Origin of the sequence: Modicisalibacter luteus DSM 23508 (assembly GCF_000378505.1) — a bacterium.
GTDB classification, from domain to species: domain Bacteria; phylum Pseudomonadota; class Gammaproteobacteria; order Pseudomonadales; family Halomonadaceae; genus Modicisalibacter; species Modicisalibacter luteus.
Genome location: NZ_KB900002.1, coordinates 48,387 through 69,568, shown reverse-complemented (window position 1 = coordinate 69,568; position 21,182 = coordinate 48,387). Strand labels below are relative to the sequence as shown.

General features: G+C 62.6%; 19 protein-coding genes. 4 read left to right on the top strand and 15 right to left on the bottom strand.

The features are described 5' to 3' along the window. Positions 1-520: 520 nt before the first annotated feature. The 13 genes from F568_RS23275 to F568_RS23270 form a co-directional block, all read right to left on the bottom strand. Positions 521-817 (bottom strand): SMR family transporter, encoded by a 297-nt coding sequence (locus tag F568_RS23275; RefSeq protein ID WP_019020228.1) that lies wholly within the window; start codon positions 815-817, stop codon positions 521-523. Beyond that, positions 699-1,022 (bottom strand): IS3 family transposase, encoded by a 324-nt coding sequence (locus F568_RS26520; RefSeq protein WP_479691216.1) that lies wholly within the window; start codon positions 1,020-1,022, stop codon positions 699-701. The genes F568_RS23275 and F568_RS26520 overlap by 119 nt, the downstream gene beginning before the upstream one ends. Before the next feature lie 113 nt (positions 1,023-1,135). After that, positions 1,136-1,390, bottom strand: coding sequence for a transposase (locus tag F568_RS0118355; protein WP_019020227.1), 255 nt, complete (start codon positions 1,388-1,390; stop codon positions 1,136-1,138). A gap of 330 nt (positions 1,391-1,720) precedes the next feature. Beyond that, the gene (gene moaA, locus F568_RS0118345) at positions 1,721-2,710 is read right to left on the bottom strand and encodes a GTP 3',8-cyclase MoaA (protein ID WP_019020225.1); all 990 of its coding nucleotides are present in this window, start codon (positions 2,708-2,710) and stop codon (positions 1,721-1,723) included. Positions 2,711-2,760: 50 nt separating this feature from the next. Then, positions 2,761-3,483: a Crp/Fnr family transcriptional regulator gene (locus F568_RS0118340; RefSeq protein ID WP_019020224.1), complete on the bottom strand. Its 723-nt coding sequence runs from the start codon at positions 3,481-3,483 to the stop codon at positions 2,761-2,763. Beyond that, positions 3,449-4,702: a molybdopterin molybdotransferase MoeA gene (locus F568_RS0118335; protein WP_019020223.1), complete on the bottom strand. Its 1,254-nt coding sequence runs from the start codon at positions 4,700-4,702 to the stop codon at positions 3,449-3,451. The genes F568_RS0118340 and F568_RS0118335 overlap by 35 nt, the downstream gene beginning before the upstream one ends. Then, complete coding sequence (gene moaB, locus F568_RS0118330; RefSeq protein ID WP_019020222.1) at positions 4,699-5,280, bottom strand: molybdenum cofactor biosynthesis protein B; 582 nt, start codon at positions 5,278-5,280, stop codon at positions 4,699-4,701. Before moaB ends, F568_RS0118335 begins: the two co-directional genes overlap by 4 nt. Before the next feature lie 64 nt (positions 5,281-5,344). Further along, the gene (locus tag F568_RS0118325) at positions 5,345-6,160 is read right to left on the bottom strand and encodes a peptidylprolyl isomerase (RefSeq protein WP_019020221.1); all 816 of its coding nucleotides are present in this window, start codon (positions 6,158-6,160) and stop codon (positions 5,345-5,347) included. A gap of 73 nt (positions 6,161-6,233) precedes the next feature. Then, the gene (gene narI / locus F568_RS0118320; RefSeq protein WP_019020220.1) at positions 6,234-6,911 is read right to left on the bottom strand and encodes a respiratory nitrate reductase subunit gamma; all 678 of its coding nucleotides are present in this window, start codon (positions 6,909-6,911) and stop codon (positions 6,234-6,236) included. Between the two features lie 17 nt (positions 6,912-6,928). Next, positions 6,929-7,666: a nitrate reductase molybdenum cofactor assembly chaperone gene (narJ, locus tag F568_RS0118315; protein ID WP_019020219.1), complete on the bottom strand. Its 738-nt coding sequence runs from the start codon at positions 7,664-7,666 to the stop codon at positions 6,929-6,931. Further along, positions 7,659-9,293 carry a nitrate reductase subunit beta gene (gene narH / locus F568_RS0118310; protein ID WP_019020218.1) on the bottom strand — a complete coding sequence of 545 codons (1,635 nt, stop codon included), beginning with the start codon at positions 9,291-9,293 and terminating at the stop codon, positions 7,659-7,661. Before narH ends, narJ begins: the two co-directional genes overlap by 8 nt. Positions 9,294-9,692: 399 nt before the next feature. Further along, on the bottom strand, positions 9,693-11,108 hold the full coding sequence (locus tag F568_RS0118305) for a NarK family nitrate/nitrite MFS transporter (protein WP_019020217.1): 1,416 nt from the start codon (positions 11,106-11,108) through the stop codon (positions 9,693-9,695). Then, positions 11,105-12,421 carry an MFS transporter gene (locus F568_RS23270; protein WP_019020216.1) on the bottom strand — a complete coding sequence of 439 codons (1,317 nt, stop codon included), beginning with the start codon at positions 12,419-12,421 and terminating at the stop codon, positions 11,105-11,107. Before F568_RS23270 ends, F568_RS0118305 begins: the two co-directional genes overlap by 4 nt. A 239-nt stretch (positions 12,422-12,660) precedes the next feature. Between F568_RS23270 and F568_RS23265 the strand changes: the two genes are divergently transcribed. Both F568_RS23265 and narL read left to right on the top strand, forming a co-directional pair. After that, positions 12,661-14,496: a type IV pili methyl-accepting chemotaxis transducer N-terminal domain-containing protein gene (locus tag F568_RS23265; RefSeq protein WP_019020215.1), complete on the top strand. Its 1,836-nt coding sequence runs from the start codon at positions 12,661-12,663 to the stop codon at positions 14,494-14,496. Beyond that, on the top strand, positions 14,493-15,134 hold the full coding sequence (narL, locus tag F568_RS0118290) for a two-component system response regulator NarL (protein ID WP_019020214.1): 642 nt from the start codon (positions 14,493-14,495) through the stop codon (positions 15,132-15,134). Before F568_RS23265 ends, narL begins: the two co-directional genes overlap by 4 nt. A gap of 37 nt (positions 15,135-15,171) precedes the next feature. Here narL and F568_RS0118285 read toward each other — a convergent pair whose 3' ends face one another. Then, entirely contained in the window at positions 15,172-15,576 is a 405-nt protein-coding gene (locus F568_RS0118285; RefSeq protein WP_019020213.1) for a hypothetical protein, read from the bottom strand. Positions 15,577-15,881: 305 nt separating this feature from the next. On the opposite strand from F568_RS0118285, the gene F568_RS25455 reads away from it, so the two are divergent. Beyond that, a complete protein-coding gene (locus F568_RS25455; RefSeq protein ID WP_051088003.1) occupies positions 15,882-16,418 on the top strand; it encodes a potassium channel family protein in 537 nt (178 codons plus the stop codon). Continuing rightward, complete coding sequence (locus F568_RS25450; protein WP_051088002.1) at positions 16,415-16,894, top strand: hypothetical protein; 480 nt, start codon at positions 16,415-16,417, stop codon at positions 16,892-16,894. The genes F568_RS25455 and F568_RS25450 overlap by 4 nt, the downstream gene beginning before the upstream one ends. 90 nt (positions 16,895-16,984) lie before the next feature. Here F568_RS25450 and F568_RS0118275 read toward each other — a convergent pair whose 3' ends face one another. Continuing rightward, the gene (locus F568_RS0118275; protein ID WP_019020212.1) at positions 16,985-20,752 is read right to left on the bottom strand and encodes a nitrate reductase subunit alpha; all 3,768 of its coding nucleotides are present in this window, start codon (positions 20,750-20,752) and stop codon (positions 16,985-16,987) included. Between the last annotated feature and the right edge of the window lie 430 nt (positions 20,753-21,182).

Here is a 21,182-nt window from a genome sequence, read left to right as displayed (position 1 = left end):
GGTTTTGTGGGTTAAAGCATAAGCTGAAAAATCACAACAACGTAAGGCTATGATTTTAATGCGTGTCGCAAATTACTGTCTGTAGGTTTATATTTCTCATATTATTGCATAAGTTGAAAATATCCACTCCATTTATAGCATAAGGTGAAAGTTTCCTTGATCTTTATAGATGTTAGGTAACCTGTTGTTTACAGACTCCATTTTCGTGCAGACGATGGTTTCGGCTAGCCTAGGGGAGGGTGCCGAGACCCTCTCTGTTTCGAGCTAGGTCGATTGTTGGCGTATCGAGGGCGTCAAACCACGGCGGATTGACGATCGCCAATCGGCGGACACCCAATTTAGCCAGGGCACGTTCTTCGCCCGGGCCATGCTTGCTTTTCCGCTTCAGGCCCAACATCGGCGTGCGGTACCACGGCGCCGAGGCGGATCGAGCGGCTCCAATCATCGGGACGGAACAGGGCGGCGACATCGCCTTCGGCCTGGGCCGAGTTTATGGGGCACTCACAAGATACTTCTTTTTCTATTCCAGAGATTGAATGGCTCGAGGGCCTGTGTGGTGGCGTACTTGCGCACCTTCATCGCCTATGCCGACATCGATCGTATTCAGGGCGGCGCTCAGGGCATACAAGGTCAACAGGAAAAACACGATGGCCGAGATTGACCAGTTCAATACGGTGAAAGCTTGGCTACCGGCGACGCTAAGGGTATAGATGATTTCGTCCACGATGTTCAGGACACGAAACCGACGCCCCGAGGCCAACTGATCCGATACGAAGTCCATCGACCAGTGCTGGTTGGGGCGGTCCGGGAGTGGCATCGGTGCCCTCGGCCGTATCAGCCGCTTGCGCCGGCGGGGTTCGGACCTGAAGGCCATGCTCGTAGTACAGCCGGCAAGTACGCTTGCGGTTGATCACCAGGCCCTCCTGACGCAACAAGGCATGCAGCAGCAAATAGCCGTGGCGGGAATAGCCGGTCGCCAAGGCTTGCAGGCGTGCCCGAAGCGGCCCATCGTCACGCGGCATTGCCTGGTACCGAGCCACCGATCTTGCCAGGCCCAGCAATCGGCAGGCACCTCGCTGGCTGATCCAGCCGCCTGTCACTAAGTGCTTTACCGCACGCCGCTTCGCTTCGGGCGTCACCACTTTCCCGAGACGATCTCATTGAGCGCGGCATTGTCGAGAGCGCTTTCCGCCAACATCTTCTTGAGCCGGGCGTTCTCTGTCTCCAGTTCCCGTAGGCGCTTGGCCTCTGAGACCTCCATGCCGCTGTACTTGGCCTTCCAGCGCTCGGTCACGCCGTTCTGCTGGGCCAGCTCGGCGACCGATACGCCGCGCTCATTGGCCTTGAGGACGCTGATGATCTGCTCTTCGGTATGTCGGTTACGCTTCACCGCGAGATCTCCTGCTATCAGGGTAAACGTAGCGGAAATCCCACATTGGTGATGGACCGGTTTATGGGAGAAGGTCAGGCCAGCGCGCTACGCGAGGCCTGGACCAGGTCATAGGTGACCACCCCGATCAGCGCGGTGGTCAGCAGCAGCAGCGGGGTCAGCACCAGCAGCAGGACCTTGTCCTGCAGGCTGAGTTAAAAACCGCGGCGTGGCTTATGTGTTGTTGCCACCAAGCGAATCTCCTGCGCAAAGGAGTGAATGCTCCTTATACGTTCGCTATCGGCGTGGCAGTCACACAACAGCATGCAACTTTAGTTAATTAAACTTAGGTCACCCTCCCGTCATGTTCATGAAGCGAACCACCTGCACATCGCCATCGGTTGTGAAGTGGTGGCGCTCGGGTTTGAGGCGCATGGCATCGACGATGGCCGCTTTGAGTCGGTCGCCGTCACCGGGGTAACGGCGCATCACGCCACGCAGGTCCAGCGAGTGCTCGTTGCCCAGGCACAGCAGCAAGCGACCCTCGGCGGTGACTCGGACGCGGTTACACGCACTGCAGAAATTGTGACTGTGCGGGGAGATGAAGCCGATGCGTGTGTCACTATCGGTCATGCGGTAGTAGCGCGATGGGCCCAGGGTGCTCTCGGTGGAAGGCAGCAGCGCATGATGCCGCTCGATGAGGGCACGTACATCATCGCTAGAGCAGAAGGTGGCGGCGCGATCATGCTCGGTCACCTGGCCCAGCGGCATCTCCTCGATGAAGCTGATGTCGAGCCGTTCGCGGCGGGCAAACTCGACCAGGTCGGATACCTCGTCATCATTGCGCCCTTTGAGAATCACTGCATTGAGCTTGATATGTTCGAAGCCGGCCTCACGCGCGGCGCGGATACCGGCGATAACCCGGCTGAGGTCGCCGGTGCGGGTCAGGTCCCGAAAGCGCTCAGGATCCAAGGTGTCGAGGCTAACGTTGAGCCGGGCGAGCCCGCCGCGCCTTAACGCCTCTGCATGTTTGACCAACCCGCTGCCGTTGGTGGTCATGGCGAAGTCACGAAGGCCCGGTAGGGCGCCAATGGACTCGACCAGGTCGGTGACGCCATGACGCACCAACGGTTCACCTCCGGTCAGACGGATCTTCTCCACACCCAGTTCGACGAAGGCGCGCGACAGTGCGGTGAGTTCTTCCAGCGTCAACACCCGGGCGCGGGGCAAGAAAGTCATGTCCTCCCCCATGCAGTACACACAGCGAAAATCGCAGCGATCAGTCACGGAGAGACGCAGGTAGCGGATACGACGACCGAAATCATCCACCAGTTTGTTCATATTCTACCTTCGATTTGGTTGGCAGCCCGTAGGCAGCAGGAGCGGCATTCTTATCTACTGTAGGCATACAGTTTTTCTCGGTCGAGGATCACTAATTGGTGGCGCTCGACGAGGATTGCTCCGGCCCGGCTTAGCCGGCCCAATAACCGGGAAAGAGTCTCTGGCGTCATGGCCAGTTGGGCAGCCAGCCAGCATTTAGGCACGCTCAGGCAGATGGCGTGCGGCAATTGGGTACCAGCCGGAAGCTGGCGTAGCAGGAAGCTGGCTAGCCTTGCGCTTGCGTCGGCCTGGGTCAGCAAAGCCATGTCCTCCAGCCGTTCGGTCAGTTCCTGGGACAGGCGGGTCATGAAGGCGCCACGGCAACTCTCATGACCCAGACTGTCCTGGCAGCGACTGGCGCTGATCGCCAGCACATGGGTGCGCCGTAGTGTCTCGGCTGAATAGAAGTAGGTGGGCTGCGGGAAAATCAGGCTCAGTTCGCCTAGCGTACCGCCGCGCTCGACACAGCGAATCGTCGCCAGGCGGCCATCATCAGTGTCACGCAACAGGCGTACGGCGCCGCTGACCACCACGTAAATCCAATGCGCCGGGGTCTGCTGGCGGAACAGCCATTCACGGCCTTCGGCGACGTGGACTCTGGCGCCTTGCAGCAGATAGTCGAGTTCGTCTTCGGGCAACTGGGCCAGCCACGGCACGTTGCGTACCAGGTCGCGTAGATAGCGTCGCTTGGCGACGGCGTCAGACGGCGAATTGTGCAACGGACAGGAACACATAGTCGTTTCCCTCCAACACCGGCGTATTGCCGGGCACCATAAGATAACCGTCCGCCTGGCAGGCTGCACCGAGCATGGCCGAGCCCTGGCCGCCAGCCAAACGCACTACCGGGCTGGGCTCTGTAGGATCGAGTACTACTCGCAGCAGCTCGCGACGGCCTTGCGTGGTGCGGCGGCTGAACCCCGCCTTGACCGGGAACTGCTGCAACGGACGCGGGCGGCGGCCCTGGCAGGCCTGCACAAAGGCCTGCCCCAGTACCTGCCAGGTCACCAGCGAGGCAACTGGATTGCCAGGCAGGCCAAGTAGCGGCACGTCACCAACGGCCCGGTGCAGGCGGCCGAAGGCGAAGGGCTTGCCGGGCTTCATCGCCACGCCGTGGAAGATCAACTCGCCGAGCCCGGCCAGCACCGGGCGGATGTGATCTTCCTCGCCAACCGAGACGCCGCCGGTGCAGATCACCACGTCGGCGCTGTCGCGCGCCTGGCACAGTGCATCGCGCAGGCCGGCGGCGGTATCGGCAACGATGCCCAGGTCAACAAGCTCACAGTCTTGCTGCCGGAGCAGGGCGCTGAGCATGGCGCGGTTGCTGTTGTAGAGCTGGCCCGGCGCAAGGGGCATGCCCGGTTCGACCAGTTCATCACCGGTGGAAACCAACGCCACTCTGAGGCGGGCGAAGACCTCGACCTCGACGATACCCTGACTGGCCAGCAACGCCAGAGCGGGGGCGTCGAGGAGCTGGCCGGCGGGCAGTAGCGGCGCGTCTTCGAGATATTCCTCGCCGCGTCGGCGAATATTGGCGCCGGGCAGCGCCTCGCCCTGGATATGGACACGGCCTTGGTCGTCGATGCGACAGCGCTCCTGGGGAACAACGCAGTCGGCACCGGCGGGGATCGGCGCACCGGTAAAGATGCGTGCGCAGCTGCCTTCGGCAAGCAGGGCCGGGGCGCAGCCTGCCGGAATGCGCTGAATGACCGGCAGACCGTTGGGGTGGGTTTCGAGATCGGCAATGCGCAGGGCATAGCCATCCATGGCGCTGTTGTCGGCACCGGGCATGGCCAGGCGGGCATTGACCGGTTCAGCCAGGATGCGACCCGGGGCGGCATCGAGCGGGCAGCTTTCGCTTGGCGTCAGGGGCCGAGCGTCGGCCAGCAGGCGACGGCGGGCGTCATCCAGGTCGATCAGGCCGGGCGTGAGGGTATCGCAACTGGCGCAGCTCATGTCTGTGGCTCCGCGGCGGCTGGCGGTGTGGCCGGCTGGCGGCTGGCACAGGGCGAGGCATCGGGGCGCACCATGGCCACGAAATTGCAGGGCCGGGTACGTGCGTCGAGCTGTGAGACAAGGATGCCGTCCCAGGCTGTGGCGCAGGCCTTGGGCGAACCCGGCAGGGCGAACACCAGGGTGCGGTTGGCCACGCCGCCGATGGCCCGCGACTGGATCGTCGAGGCGCCGATATCGGCATAGGAAATTTGCCGGAACAGCTCGCCAAAACCCTCGATGGCCTTGTCGAACAGCGGCGCGAGTGCCTCGGGGGTGGTATCGCGCGGAGTGAAGCCGGTGCCACCGTTGACCAGCACGGCATGAATGCCGTCACGAGCGATCCATTCGGAAACTACCGCACGGATACGGTAGATATCATCGGGGACGATGCGCCGGTCGCCCAGCCAGTGGCCGGCCTCGATGAGGCGCGCGCAGAGCAGGTCGCCGCTGCCGTCGCGGTCGAAGCCGCGGGTATCGGAGACCGTCAGCACCGCGATATTGAGCGGCACGAAGGGCGCATCGGCGTGGACGTGGGCCATGGGATCCTCCTCGACCACCCGCAGGTGGCGGCAATATGAAGTTACGGGATGCGTCTGGAATGGCTTATTGAATCAGGGCACCGGATGCGTCGTCGTCCAGGGCCACGCCGCTGACGCCCAGGCGTGCTTCCATGGCCAGCAGGTAGTGACGCAGCGCACGGCGCGTGGCCTGCTCGCGCAGGGTATGGCGCACTCGCTCGGCGGCTTCGGTGTAAGGCAGGGCACGGCCACCCTCGCGATGGTCGACGCTGACCACGTGCCAGCCGTAACGCGAGGCCAGCGGCCGATCATGCAGCCCTTCGGGCAGGCGCTGCAGGGCGCGGTCCAGCTCGGCCACGGTCTGGCCCGGCGTCAGCCAGCCCAGCTCGCCGCCATTGTCCTTCGAGGGGCAGGCGGAGTGGCGCTGGGCTAACTCGGTGAAGCGCTCGGGCACGGCCTGCAGTTCGGCGATGAACGTCTGGCCCAGGCGGTACTGGCTGTCGCGAGCTGCGGCGTCGTCCGGCGCAGCCGCCAGCAGGATGTGGCGAACCGACAGACGCACCGGCTCGCTGAAGCGCTCGCCATTGGCCTCGAAGTAGCGTTGGCAGTCGGCCTCGGCGGGCTCGGGAACATCCAGTTCCGCATCCAGCAGGGCAGCCAGGGCGGCTTCCTCTCTGTCTTCGATTTCCCAGCCCAGCTCGCTGCAGCGCTGGCGCAGCAGCTCGCGCACGACCAGGGCACGCGCCGCCTGCAGTTGGGCCTCTTCCACGGAGTCGGCCTGGTGGTACTGCATCTCCCGGGCGATGTCTTCGACGGGGATGTTCACGTCGCCGACCCACACTGGTGGAATCGCCATGGTCTGCGCACTGGCGGGCAGGGTTTCGAGTGGAATCAGTTGCATCTTGATCAATCCTCAACAGTGAAACTGTGTCTGCTCGGCCAGGCCAATACTGCCTGGCCGAGCAAGGGCAGTTTCAGGCCCGGCGACGGACAATTTGATAGCGACGGCCGACGTAGCCCAGCGGGGCGCTCCACACATGCACCAGACGGGTGAACGGGAACACCAGCACGATGGTCAGGCCGAGCAGGATGTGCAGCTTGTAGATCAGGCCCATCTCGGCCAGGTGCTCGGCAGCGCCACCCTTGAAAAACACGATGGCCTGGGCCCACTCGGCCAAACTCAGCATCGCTCCGCCGTCGAGGTGGCCCAATGCGGGGATGATGGTCAGCAGGCCCAGCGATACCTGAGCGACCAGCAGCGCGAGGATCACAATGTCGGCACGGCTGGAGGTGGCCCGTACGCGTGGCTGGGTCAGGCGGCGGTGCAGCAGCATGGCGCCGCCGACCAGGCACATCACCCCGGCGATGCCACCGACGATAATGGCGGTAACCTGCTTGGCGCCGGCGCTGATGAACGGGGCGTAGACCCAGTGCGGAGTGAGCAGGCCGACCAAGTGGCCGAAGAAGATCACTAGAATGCCGATGTGGAACAGGTTGCTGGCCAGGCGCATCTGACGCTTGGAGAGCATCTGGCTGGAGCCGGTCTTCCAGGTGTACTGGCCATGGTCGAAGCGCAGCAGGGCGCCGGCCAGGAAGATGGTCCCGGCCACGTAGGGGTACAGACCAAACAGCAGTTCATTGAGATAGTTCATGACGACAGGCTCCTGGCTTAGTGACCCTGGGCGGCGTTGACGGTAGGTGGAACGATGCGGATCGGCACGTCCGCCTGGAACTGGCGCTTGAGTTCTGCCTGGCGACGGCCGGTGGCAGACTGCAGCGCGCAGTCCTCGTCGGAGGTGGCGTTGAAGCGCACGGCTTCTTCTTCCCATACCGCATCGAGAGCGGCAGGCGTGTCGTCGCGCGCTTCCTTGCTGACGGCCTCGGCATGTTCGTCGATGGCGAGATCGGCGCCGACCATGGCCAGCAGCGCGCTGGGCACCAGCGCATAATCGGACTCGCGTTCGCGCAGTCGGGCAGCGAGCAGTCCCAGAATGTGGGCGATATCGCTCAACTGCTGGGCGATATCGGCCTCGTCGCAGGTCGACAGGTATTCGAGGAACACCGGCAGGTAGTCCGGCAGTTCGCGGGCGCTCAGCTCGAAGCCGGCCTGGCGGTACTGGTCGAGCAGGTCGACCATCGCCTGGCCGCGGTCGCGGGATTCGCCGTGCACATGCTCGAATAGCAGCAGCGAGGTGGCACGGCCCTTGTCGAACAGCGCTACGTAGTCGGCCTGCAGATCGAGCAGGTCGGCGCTCACGATGCGCCCGATCCAGCCATGCAGCGCGGCGCGCTGCGGGTGGCTGAGGTGGTCTTCGTTGGCCACGATGGCCTGCATTTCAGCGGCGGCCTGCTGCAGTTCCTCGGTGGGATAGTCGAGCAGGCGGGCAAGGACGATCAGACTACGCATTGGATTCTTCCTCCGGCGCGGGGCGTTTCGGCTGGGCCGGCTTCGGGGTGAAGTGGCTGACGCCGCTCACCGGTACAGATGCTGTTTCATGTTCGTGGTCGCGGTGGGTCATCGGCTTGACCAGCGTGGTGGTGTGCTTGCGTCCGCCGAACAGGCTGGTGTCGCTATCGCCGCCGTGGCAGCCGTTGCCGAACGAGAAGCCGCAGCCGCCGCGCTCGGGGAAGGCCTCGCGGGTCTGTTCACGATGGCTGGTGGGGATCACGAAGCGGTCCTCGTAGTTGGCGATGGCCAGGTAGCGGTACATCTCCTCGACCTGGGCTTCGGTCAGGCCCACCGCCTCGAGCACGTCCTCGGCTTTACGCCCCTCGACCTGCTGGGCACGCTTGTACAGACGCATCGCCATCAGACGCTTGAGCGCGAGCACCACGGGCTCCTCCTCACCGGCAGTCAGCAGGTTGGCCAGGTAACGCACCGGGATGCGCAGCGACTCGATGTCAGGCAGTACGCCGTCGCTTTCGATATGGCCAGCCTCGGCGGCGGACTGGATTGGTGAGAGCGGCGGCACGTACCACACCATCGGCAGGGTGCGGTACTCCGGGTGCAGCGGCAGTGCCAGGCCCCAGTCCATGGCCAGCTTGTAGACCGGCGAGGCTTGAGCGGCCTTGATCACGTTCTCGGGGATACCGTCACGCTTGGCCTGGGCGATCACCTCGGGGTCGAAGGGGTCGAGGAAGATATCGCGCTGGCGATGGTACAGGTCACGCTCGTCGGGAGACGACGCTACTTCCTGGATGCGATCGGCGTCGTAGAGCATCACACCCAGATAGCGGATGCGACCCACGCAGGTCTCGGAGCAGATCGTCGGTATGCCGGACTCTATGCGCGGATAGCAGAAGATGCACTTCTCGGACTTGCCGGTCTTCCAGTTGTAGTAGATCTTCTTGTACGGGCAGCCCGAGATGCACATGCGCCAGCCGCGGCACTTGTCCTGGTCGATCAGTACGATGCCGTCTTCCTCGCGCTTGTAGATCGCGCCACTCGGGCACGACGCCACACACGTCGGGTTGAGGCAGTGCTCGCACAGGCGCGGCAGGTACATCATGAAGGTGTTCTCGAACTGGCCGTAGATATCGGCCTGGACCTTCTCGAAGTTGGCGTCCTTGCGGCGCTTGGAGAATTCGGTGCCGAGAATCTCTTCCCAGTTGGGACCCCACTCGATCTTGTTCATGCGCTGGCCGGTGATGGCGCTGCGCGGACGTGCCACAGGCTGATGCTTGCCTTCGCCGGCCTTGTGCAGGTGCTGGTAGTCGAAGTCGAACGGCTCGTAGTAGTCGTCGATCTCGGGCAGGTCCGGGTTGGCGAACAGCTTGGCCAGCACGCGGTAACGCCCTCCGATGCGCGGCTGAATAGAGCCGTTCTTGTTGCGCAGCCAGCCACCCTTCCACTTCTGCTGGTTTTCCCACTCCTTGGGATAGCCAACGCCGGGTTTGGTCTCGACGTTGTTGAACCAGGCGTACTCGACCCCCTCGCGGCTGGTCCAGACATTCTTGCAGGTCACCGAACAGGTGTGACAACCGATACACTTGTCGAGGTTGAGGACCATGCCCACCTGTGAGCGAATTTTCATATCACGGTCTCCGCGGTAGTTGTGTCTTCAACCAGTCGGCAGCGGTGCATCAGGCCAGGCGGTGTTCGCCGGTTCAGGCCGCTGCACGATGTCTCCCTGGACCCGTTGAAGCGTCGTGTTGGAAGCCACTTTGGGCCTTTTGAGCGGCGGGGTTTTTGACTCGAATCAAGTCGTTGGGCCCACTGCTTGGCACCGCCGGGCGTGTACTCCCTTGGGGGTAGAGGAAGAGAGTCTTGCAACTCATTGTCAGGAAAGTGTTTTTCTGGGAATGCTATGCCTTTGGAGGTAGGGGGCCTCGAGGGCGGGCTCTTTGGGGGTAGCCGTGCCGCGATAACGAAAAAGACGAGCCGGCAATGGCCGGCTCGTCTCGATACTCGGGTTATCCAGGCGTTAGGTGGATCAGCACGGCGCCTCGGCATTCTTGCGAGCGTAGTACCACCAGGTCATGGCAATACAGCTCACGTAGAAGATGACAAAGGCGATCAGGGCACCCTCGACACTACCGGTCAGGGCGATCGATGTGCCGTAGCTCTTGGGAATGAAGAAGCCACCGTAGCCACCAATCGCCGAGGTGAAACCGAGGACCGCACCGGCTTCCTTGGCGGCCTGCTTGGCGGCCTGCTCCTGAGCCTGGGCGTCATCACCGGCCTGGCGCAGGTGCTGGGTCATGAAGATCACCGGAATCATGCGGAACGTGGAGCCGTTACCGATGCCGGAGAGGGCGAACAGCACCATGAACATGGCCAGGAAGCCCCAGAAGTTGCCGGCACTGTCGGCGCTGGGCAGGAAAGCGATGACGCCGAAGACCGCCACCGCCATACCCCCAAAGGTCCACAACGTTACTGTGGCGCCGCCCAGCTTGTCGGAAACCCAGCCGCCCACCGGGCGCAGCAGGGCACCCACCAACGGGCCAAGGAAGGCAGACTGCATGGCATTGGCGTCGGGGAACTGGTTGGAGATCAACATCGGGAAGCCAGCGGAAAAGCCGATGAACGAGCCGAAGGTGCCCACATACAGCCAGCACATCAGCCAGTTGTGCTTGCGCTTGAAGATGATCGCCTGCTCACGGAAGGATGCCCTGGCATCGGCGATGTCATTCATGCCGAACCAGGCAGCCACGGCAGTGATCAGGATGAACGGTACCCAGATGAAGCCGGCATTCTGCAGCCAGATCGGCTGGGAAGCGCCATCCTTGGTCAGCGTTAGTGGCTCGCCACCCAGGCCGCCGAATACGCTGGCGGTAATTACCAGTGGCACCACGAACTGCACTACCGAGACACCCAGATTGCCCAGGCCAGCATTCAGGCCCAGCGCAGTGCCTTTCTCATCCTTGGGAAAGAAGTAGTTGATGTTGGCCATGCTGGAGGCGAAGTTGCCGCCGCCGAAGCCACACAGGACCGCCAGCAATACCATGATCGCGTAGGGCGTGTCAGGAGACTGGGTGGCGAAGCCGATGCCCACCGCCGGGATCGCCAGCGAGAAGGTGGAGATCGCCGTCCAGCGCCGGCCACCGAAGATCGGCACCATGAACGAGTAGAAGATGCGCAGCGTGGCGCCCGACAGGGCCGGCAGCGAAGCCAGCAGGAACAGCTCGTTGGTGGTGTAGGTGAAACCGACACGTGGCAGGTTGACCACCACCACGCTCCACACCATCCACACCGCAAACGACAATAGCAGGGCGGGGATCGAGACCCACAGGTTGCGCTTGGCGATGGGCTTGCCGATGGATGACCAGAAGCTCTTGTCCTCCGGTCGCCAGTCGACAAGGACCGGCCCTCTTCCAGGGCTTGCGCCGATGGGCTGCATGGTACTCATGGTGATTCCTCCTGAGCCTGTGAAACGGGTTGGGTACGGGATACGAGAGCGGCGTCCTGGACCACGGCGGGGTGGGTATCGGGACGCGCGAAGTAATCGCTGCGGCGCACTTCGGCGAAGTACATCCACAGCAGGGAAACGCAGGTGATGCCGTAGAGCAGCATGAAGATGGTGCTGTTGACGCCGGTGGCATCGAGCAGCACGCCGAACATTACCGGCAGCAGGAAACCGCCCACGCCGCCAAACAGGCCGACGATGCCGGAGACCACGCCGATGTCGTTGGGGAAGTCGTTGGCGATGTACTTGAACACCGAGGCCTTGCCGAAACCCCAGGCGATGCCCACCACGAACAGCAGGGCAGTGAAGACCCATACATTCAGGCCGAGAGCGAACTCGGCGGAACCTTCGACCGTCTGCACGGTCATCTGGGTCTTCGGGTACGACAGCAGGAACAGGCAGATCCAGGCGGTCCACATGACCCACCAGGTCACCGAATGGGCGCCGAACCTGTCGGAGAGCCAGCCACCGAGCGCACGGATCACGCCGGAAGGCAGAATAAATATCGTGGCGATCAATGCGGCGGTCTGGAGCGACAGGCCGTACTCACCGATGTAGTACTTGGTCAGCCACAATGACAGCGCCACGTAGCCGCCAAAGACGATCGAGTAGTACTGGCAGTAACGCCACACTCGGGCGTCCTTGAGCGGAGCGAGCTGCTGCTTCAGCGAGACGTTCGCACTTAGCTGGTGGGTCTTGTCGGTGAAGGTGAACAGCCAGAACACCACGGCCATGACCAGCATGGCGACCGCATAGACGCGCGGTACCATCTGCCAGCCGAAGGCCACCACCAGGCTCGGGGCGACAAACTTGGTGATCGCCGCGCCGGCGTTGCCGGCACCGAAGATGCCCATGGCGAAGCCTTGGCGAGCCTTGCTGAACCAGCGCGCGGTATAGGCGATGCCCACAGCGAAGGAACCGCCGGCCAGGCCGACAAATAGCCCCAATACCAGAAACTGCCAGTAGGCAGTGGCTTCCGAAATCAGCCAGATCGGTACGATCGTGCTGAGCAGCAGTACGGTGAACACGATACGGCCGCCGAAACGGTCGGTGAGCATGCCCAGTGGCAACCGGCTCAGCGCGCCGGTGAGCACGGGCGTCGAGGCCAGCAGGCCGAACTGGGTTTCCGTCAAGCCCAGCTCTGCCTTGATGGGTATGCCGATAATGGCGAACATCACCCAGACGGCGAAGCACAGGGTGAAGGCTGTCGTACTCAGAGTGAGCACGGATAACTGTTTGACTTGTTGGCTTGCCATCGCGAGCCCTCCCGGTGGAACCTGACGCAACCATAGGCACGATGCACTCGGCCTTTGTTGACTCGAATCAAGGGAGTCCGCGGGGGGAACGGGTAGGCTAGCCTGGCTACTCCTTAAGAGGTAGCCTGAGGTTTCTGTCCAACGGTTTGTTTTATCAACACTTTTAAGAAGTTCAGGATTGCATTGGGGCCCGCTGAAGCAACAGCGAGGCATTGGAGGTAGTCCTGTTCGGAGCGCGCATGTCCCAATCGCTTACCCGCTCGTTGATCTTCCGGGCCGGTCTCACCATGGCGGGGATCGTCATCCTCGCCCTGACCAGCATGCTGGGTTCGATCATGATTGCGGAGACGGCCAGCGGCGATGCCGCGGCCATCAATCAGGCCGGCTCGCTGCGCATGCAGGCCTATCGGCTGTTGAGTACGCGTCTGCAGGCGCCAGTGGACGACGAGGTGCTGCGGCAACAGGTCGAGCGCTTCGATGTCGGCCTGGCTAGCCCGGCCATTGCCGAGCTGATCCCCGATGACCCCCGACACCCCTTGGCCGATCGCTATGCCTCGGTGGTCGAGACGTGGGAGGGCATGTTGCGCCCGGTGCTGCTCACCGCCGAGGCGCGCCCGCCTCAGGCGCTGGCCGCTCAGGTCGTCAAGTTCGTCAGTGAAGTGGACAGCCTGGTCAACCAACTGCAGCAGGAGGCTGAGTCGCGTATCCAGATGCTGCGCCTGTTCCAGGGGATCGTCCTGTTCCTGACACTGATCCTGGTGTTCATTGCCATGTACAAACTGGTCAATGATGTGATGCCGCCACTGCGCGAGCTATTCCATGTAGTCAACCGTTCGCGTCAGGGCGATTTCGAAGGCCACGTGGACTATGCAGGCGACGATGAACTGGGTCTGATTTCGCGCACCATCAACCAGATGAACGAGAGCCTGTCGCAGATGTATGCGCAGCTCGAGCAGCGGGTCGAGGCCAAGACCGCCGAACTCAAGCGCAGCAACGAGTCGTTACGTCTGCTCTACCAGGCCGCCCGTCAGCTCAACAGCTCGACCCCCGGCAGTGAAAATTTTCGTGAGGTACTCGAGCGGCTGGAGCAGGTGACCGGTACCGGCCCGATCACCTTGTGTCTGTCGCATGGCGAGGCGGAGCGTGCCTACCAGCGCATCTCTACCCAACGGGGCGACCGCCCGGATTTCTGCCAGGCACCCGACTGCGGCACCTGCCTGAGCGGTGAGCGTGTACCGCCGAGGGTACGCCCAGTGGTGGTCAGCGAGTCCGACCGTCGCTACGGCGTGTTGCTGATGCAGTACCCAGCGATTAGCCCGCCGCAGCGTTGGCAGATGGACTTGGTAGAGACTGTGGCGGGACTGATCGCCACGACCCTGTCACTGTCCCAGAACAACGACGAGCAACGCCGCCTGGCGCTGATGGATGAGCGCGCGGTGATCGCCCGCGAGTTGCATGATTCGCTGGCCCAGTCGCTCTCCTACCTGAAGATCCAGGTGGCGCGCCTGCAATCGCTGATTCGCCAGCAGCGTTCAGCGGACGAGCAAGAGGCAGTTATCGACGAACTGCGCGAAGGCCTCAACTCGGCCTACCGACAACTGCGCGAATTGCTCAATACGTTCCGTCTGAAGATGACCGAGCCGGGGCTCGAAGCTGCACTAAACGAGACGGTGCGCGAATTTGCCCAGCGTGGTGAACTCAAGATCCTGCTCGAATACGAGTTGCGGCATTGCCCGCTGACCCCCAACGAGGAGATTCATGTGCTGCAGATCGTACGCGAGGCGCTATCCAACGTGGTCCACCACGCCAAGGCCGAAAACTGCGATATCCACTTGCAGACTACCGACTCGGGTCAGGTCAAGGTGTGCATCCGCGACGACGGGGTGGGGCTGCCTGCGCAGCATGCGCGGCCGAATCACTACGGCACCACGATCATGAACGAGCGAGCCGCCGGCCTGGGTGGCACGCTGGACATGCACAATCGCGACGTGGGCGGAACGGAAGCCATACTGTGCTTCACTCCGCAGGTCACTACCGGGAGCGAATCGGTCAATATGCTGGGAGGCGTCCAATGAGCCAGACACGCATCCTGATCGTCGACGATCACCCATTGTTCCGGCGTGGCGTGCGCCAACTGGTCGAGATGGACCCGGACATGGTCATTGCCGGCGAGGCATCCAACGGCGCCGAGGCTGTCGACGTCGCAGGCTCACTCGACCTCGACCTGATCCTGATGGATCTCAACATGGCCAAGATGGATGGGTTGGAAGCACTGCGCCAGATGCGCAGCAATGGCATCGATACGCGGATCGTGATGCTCACGGTCTCCGATGCCGACGACGATGTGGTCGCCGCACTGCGCGCCGGTGCCGATGGCTACCTGCTCAAGGACATGGAGCCCGAGGACCTGCTGGCGCGTATCAAGGAGGCGGCCGAGGGCAAGCTGGTGATCAGCCCGCAACTTGCCGCGATTCTCGCCGGTATCGTCAGCGGTGGCCGGGCGGCGCCCGCCGATGCACTGTCGGCGCTGACCTCGCGCGAGCTGGATATCCTGCGTGCGCTGGCCCGCGGCATGAGCAACAAGATGATCGCGCGCCGGCTCGATATCACCGAGGGCACGGTGAAGGTACACGTCAAGAACCTGCTCAAGAAGCTTGGCCTGCGCTCGCGGGTCGAGGCGGCGGTATGGGCGGTCAACCAGGGCGTCTCGTAAGCCCCCCATCGAAACGCGATATCGTCAGCTTAGCGGACTACTGGATATCGACAGCATTGCCCTGGCGATCGAAGGCCAGGAAATTACTGATGCTGCCCATCTGCAGGGCCTCGACCATGCGCTGCAGGGGGCCCTCGGCTTCCTCGCTGGTGGGCGGATTCACGCCGTCGCCAGCCAGGGCGGCGACGAAGACGATATCCCAGCTCACACCGGTGCGATGGGACTCCTCGATCAGGGAAGTCATGTCACTCAGCTCATCCAGCGTCTTGTCGACGCACAGCGCTGGTGTCAGCACGCCGCCTTCCCCTTGCTCGAAGCGTTCGCGCTGCTGCGCATCGGGATTGTCCGGCAATTCTGCCTTGGCGAACACGAACAGCAGGCGTTGGGGCTCGGGCTGACGATGGGCTTCAGCGAGCAGGCCGGCGTAGTTGGCGATGGCCATGAAGAGTTCCTCAAGAACGTTGGCGATTCTGCGCTCGCGTTCAGCTCCACTAGAAGCGTCGAAGCAGCACTTGGCGGGCACTATGCGGGGGATGCCGGCGAGGTGCGTTGACTAGAGTCAACCTGGGGCCTCTCAGCCAGATCAGATTCATCGTCTCGATGCCTGGAATGAGTTCAATCAAGTCAGCTCGATTCCTCTCCTTTCGTTTCATAGCAAAACGCTGTTTTAGGAGTAAGCTAGGCAGCAATCACTCCGCACGCTGCCATTGATGCAGCGACAGGGGACACCGGGCGTTCTATTGGCTGATGGCGCTGACGGGTCTGCATACTCTCGCGATGGTGGTCTTCGAGGGCCTGGGCTGGGAGGATTCACTCTGGCTGAAGCTCACGACCATGACCACGGTGGGCTATGGCGACTTTTCGGCCGCGACCCCACTGGGGCGGACCGCAACCGTGGTGTTGCTCTATGTCGCCGGTATTACCTTGCTGGCACAGCTGGCCAGCGACTACATCGACTACCGCCTCAAACGTAAGGAATCCATGATCAAGGGCCGCTGGAGGTGGAAGTTGCAAGATCATGTACTGATCATCAACAGTCCCAACAACAACGCGGCTGTCTATTTCGAGCGGCTCGTGGCTCAACTGCGCACGACCGAGTCGCTTGGGGACGTGCCTGTGCAGATTCTCACCGATGCCTTTCCCGATGGGCTGCCCGAGAGCCTGCGCGAGATGGGGTCGTACATCATCATGGTGAGCCTGCCGATCCCCAGGCGTTGGAGGCCGTCACGCCCGCGCAGGCCCGGGCCATTATCATTCTGGCTCGTGATGAATACAGTCGGGTGACCGACAGCATCACGCTGGATGTGCTGATGCAGCTGCAGGGCAGTTGCGGTGATGCCCAGCCTTACACGGTGGCGGAGTGCGTCCATGAAGGGAACCGTCGCCGCACCGAGCTGGCTGGGGCCAACACGACCCTGCGCCCGATCCGTGCTTACCCTGAAATGCTCGTGCGTTCTCTGGTCGCGCCAGGTGCGGAGAAAATCCTGGAGAACCTGTTCACCCACCATGACGATCACGCCATGCTTTATCCGGTGCAGTTGGAAGATGCCGTATGGGCCGACGTGACCTGCCGGCTCATGTCAGCGGGCATGGGTACGCTCATGGCTTCCGTTGCGGAGGATGGGACTATCAACTGCCATCCCGCGCACGATCACCGGTTCAATACCAATGCACTGATTCTGATGGTGCGGGAAGAATTCGTGCCGTCCACAGAGGACATTACGCGCTGTGTGCACCAGGGCGAAGACGTTGCAAGTTAGGGAAACAGAATTCTGGTTAGCTGATAGCAATAAAAAAATCGCCCCGCAATCAGCGGGGCGATTCGTTGGTGGTTGGTGTGATGGCTAGCTTCAGCCTTCGACTTTCTCCTGCACGCTGTCGTTGCCCTCGCCGTCCAGCCAGTCGACATGGTGCATCTTGCGCACGATGACGAACTCGTCACGGTTGGAGCCCACGGTCCCGTAGTAGTTGAAGCTGTAGGACAGCTGGGCGTAGCCGCCGATCATGTGGGTCGGCTTGGGACATACGCGGGTCACCGAGTTGTGGATACCGCCACGAGTGCCGGTCACCTCTGACCCGGGCACGTTCACGATGCGCTCCTGGGCGTGGTACATCATCGCCATGCCGTTCTTGACCCGCTGGCTAACCACCGCCCGGGCGGCGACCGCACCGTTGGCGTTGTACAGCTCGATCCAGTCGTTGTCCTCCACGCCGATGGAGCGCGCATCGTCCTCGGACAGCCAGACGATGGGGCCACCGCGCGACAGCGTCAGCATTAGCAGGTTGTCGCTGTAGGTAGAGTGGATACCCCACTTCTGGTGCGGGGTGATCCAGTTCAGCGCGATCTCCGGATTGCCGTTGCTCTTGTGCTCTTTCAGGCCGGTCATCGCCTTGGTGTTGATCGGCGGACGGTAGACCAGCAGGCTCTCGCCGAAGGCACGCATCCAGGCGTGATCCTGATAGAACTGCTGACGGCCGGTCACGGTACGCCACGGAATCAGCTCGTGGACGTTGGTATAGCCCGCGTTGTACGACACGTGCTCATCCTCGAGGCCTGACCAGGTCGGGCTGGAGATGATCTTGCGTGGCTGCGCGACGATGTCGCGGAAGCGGATCTTCTCCTCGTGCTTGGGCAGCGCCAGGTGAGAGTGCTCGCGACCGGTGATCTTAGACAGCGCATTCCACGCCTTGACCGCCACGTTGCCGTTGGTCTCGGGAGCCAATGTCAGGATCATCTCGGCGGCATCGATCGCCGTCTCGATCTTCGGACGGCCTGCGGCCGGTCCTTCGGTCTTGCGCTGATTGAGCTTGCCGAGCAGCTCGACCTCGGACTGGGTCTGCCAGTTGATGCCCTTGCCGCCGTTGCCCAGGGTGTCGAGCAGCGGACCGACCGAGGTGAAGCGCTCGTAGGTCGCCGGGTAGTCACGCTGCACCGCGATCAGGTGCGGCATGGTCTTGCCGGGGATCGGCTCGCACTCGCCTTTCTTCCAGTCTTTGACCTCGGCCTGAGCCAGCTCGGCCGGGGAGTCGTGCTGCATGGGCAGGGTGACGATGTCGGTTTCCTGGCCCAGATGGCCGACACACACCTTCGAGAAGGCCTTGGCGATGCCCTTGTAGATGTCCCAGTCGCTGCGCGCTTCCCAGGCCGGGTCGGTGGCTGCGGTCAGCGGGTGGATGAACGGGTGCATGTCCGAGGTGTTGAGGTCGTCCTTCTCGTACCAGGTCGCCGTCGGCAGCACCACGTCGGAGTACAGGCAGGTGGTGGACATGCGGAAATCCAGGGTCACCAGCAGGTCGACCTTGCCTTCCGGGGCGTCCTCACGCCAGGTGACTTCCTCGGGCAGCGCGCCGCCCATGTCGCCCAGGTCCTTGCCCTGCAGGCCATGCTTGGTCCCCAGCAGGTACTTGAGCATGTACTCGTGGCCCTTGCCGGAGCTGCCGAGCAGGTTGGAACGCCACACGAACATGTTACGCGGGAAGTTCTGGGGGCTATCCGGGTCCTCGGCGGCAAAGCGCAGGTTGCCACTCTTGAGCTGGGCAACCACATAGTCGGCCGGGTCGACGCCTGCCACGCGCGCAGCTTCGGCAAGTTGCAGCGGGTTGGTGTCGAGCTGCGGCGCGGACGGCAGCCAGCCCATGCGCTCGGCGCGCACGTTGAAGTCGATCAGGCTACCGGTGAAGTCCTCGCGACGGGCCATGGGCGAGAGCAGCTCGCTGACTTCGAGCTTCTCGTAGCGCCACTGGCTGGAGTGGTTGTAGAAGAACGAGGTGCCGTTCATGTGACGCGGCGGACGCTGCCAGTCGAGGCCGAAGGCCAGCGGGGTCCAGCCGGTCTGCGGACGCAGCTTCTCCTGGCCCACGTAGTGTGCCCAGCCGCCACCGCTCTGGCCGATACAACCGCACAGGATCAGCATGTTGATCAAGCCGCGGTAGTTCATGTCCATGTGGTACCAGTGGTTCATACCGGCACCGACGATGATCATCGAACGGCCATGGGTCTTGTCGGCAGTATCGGCGAATTCGCGCGCCAGGCGGATGGCCTGCGCGGCGGGTACGCCGGTGATCTGCTCCTGCCAGGCCGGGGTATACGGACGCACCTGACCATAGGACGTTGCACCGTCATCCTCGCCTTCGGCGCCCAGGCCACGGTCGATGCCGTAGTTGGCGACCATCAGGTCGAACACGGTCACCGCCAGTACTTCACGGCCATTGGCCAGGGTCAGGCACTTTGCCGGCAGGTTGTGATAGAGCACGTCGTTGCCGGCGACATGGTTGAAATGCTCGTGGGCGATACCGCCGAAGTAGGGGAAACCGACCTTGGCGACGCTGTCATGCTTCTCGGCCAGCGACAGTTGCAGTGACACTTCGTTGCCGTCGGCGTCGAGCGGCTCGAGGTTCCAGCGGCCTTCGCCGTCTTCCTCTTCACCCCAGCGGAAGCCGATGGAGCCGCGCGGCACCACCAGACGGTTGCTGGTCTCGTCCCAGGCCACGGTCTTCCACTCGGGATTGTTGTCCTGGCCCAGGTTGGCATCGAAGTCGCTGGCACGTAGTTGCCGGCCGGGTGCGAAAGTACCGTCCTCACGGGTTTCCAGCTCGACCAGGAACGGCATGTCGGTGTAGCGGCGCACGTAGTCGGTGAAATAGACGCTGGGCTTGGCGAGGTGGAATTCCTTGAGGATCACGTGGCCCATGGCCATGGCCAGGGCCGCATCGGTACCCTGCTTGGGGCTTAGCCACTCGTCGCACAGCTTGGCGACTTCGGCGTAGTCCGGGGTGATGGCGACGGTCTTGGTACCCTTGTAGCGCACTTCGGTGAAGAAGTGGGCGTCAGGCGTACGTGTCTGCGGGACGTTGGAGCCCCAGGCAATGATGTAGTTCGAGTTGTACCAGTCGGCGGACTCGGGCACGTCGGTCTGCTCGCCCCAGGTCATCGGCGAGGCCGGTGGCAGGTCGCAGTACCAGTCGTAGAATGACAGGCACACCCCACCGATCAGCGACAGGTAACGGGCACCGGCGGCGTAGGAGACCATCGACATCGCCGGGATCGGCGAGAAGCCCATGATACGGTCGGGGCCGTACTGCTTGGCGGTATAGACGTTGGACGCCGCGATCAGAGTTTCCAGCTCATCCCAGTCGGCACGCACGAAGCCGCCCATGCCGCGGGCCTTCTTGTAATGCGCTGTCTTCTCGGGGTTCTCGACGATGGAGGCCCAGGCCAGTACCGGATCGATGTACTGGGCCAGTGCCTCGCGCCACAGCTGGATCAGGCGCTTGCGCACCAGCGGGTACTTGAGTCGGTTGGCACTGTACAGGTACCAGGAATAGCTGGCGCCACGCGGGCAGCCGCGCGGTTCATGGTTGGGCAGGTCGGGGCGGGTGCGCGGATAGTCGGTCTGCTGGGTTTCCCAGGTCACCAAGCCGTTCTTGACGTAGATCTTCCAGCTGCACGAGCCGGTACAGTTCACGCCATGCGTGGAACGCACAATCTTGTCGTGCTGCCAGCGGGCGCGATAACCGTCTTCCCAGTCACGGGACTCGCTACGGGTCTCGCCATGGCCATTGGCAAAGGCATCGCGGGCCTTGCCCAGGTACTGCAGTCGGTCGAGAAAATGGCTCATTGTGTCTTGCCTCGATGGATTCCGGTCATGAGTCAGGGAGTCGTCGGCTCGGTCACGTTGCCGGAGCCAGGGGGCATGAGTGCATCGGCTGGCTTGCCATGGCGAACCTCCTCCCGTAGGTGGACTGGGATCACCTTAGGGAGATCGTGACGGGGCGATTTTGATTTCAGTCAAGTTGCGTGGTGGGGCCTGAGGGGCGGGGTAGGCCGGCTACCCCTTAAGAGGTAGCGGGAGGTAGATAGGTAATCATCTATTTATAAAGATTTTTTAGTGCTGCGATGGACGTTTTTTTCGGCTGCTGTTCATATCGTGAAGCATTCGGGGTAGGCCGTGGGCATTGCTATCTTCCGTTACCGATGCACGGCGGGGGAGGCCTGCAGAATGCCGGCGCGCAGCCGGAAATCCCTGTGCTTACCTCGCAATATCACCC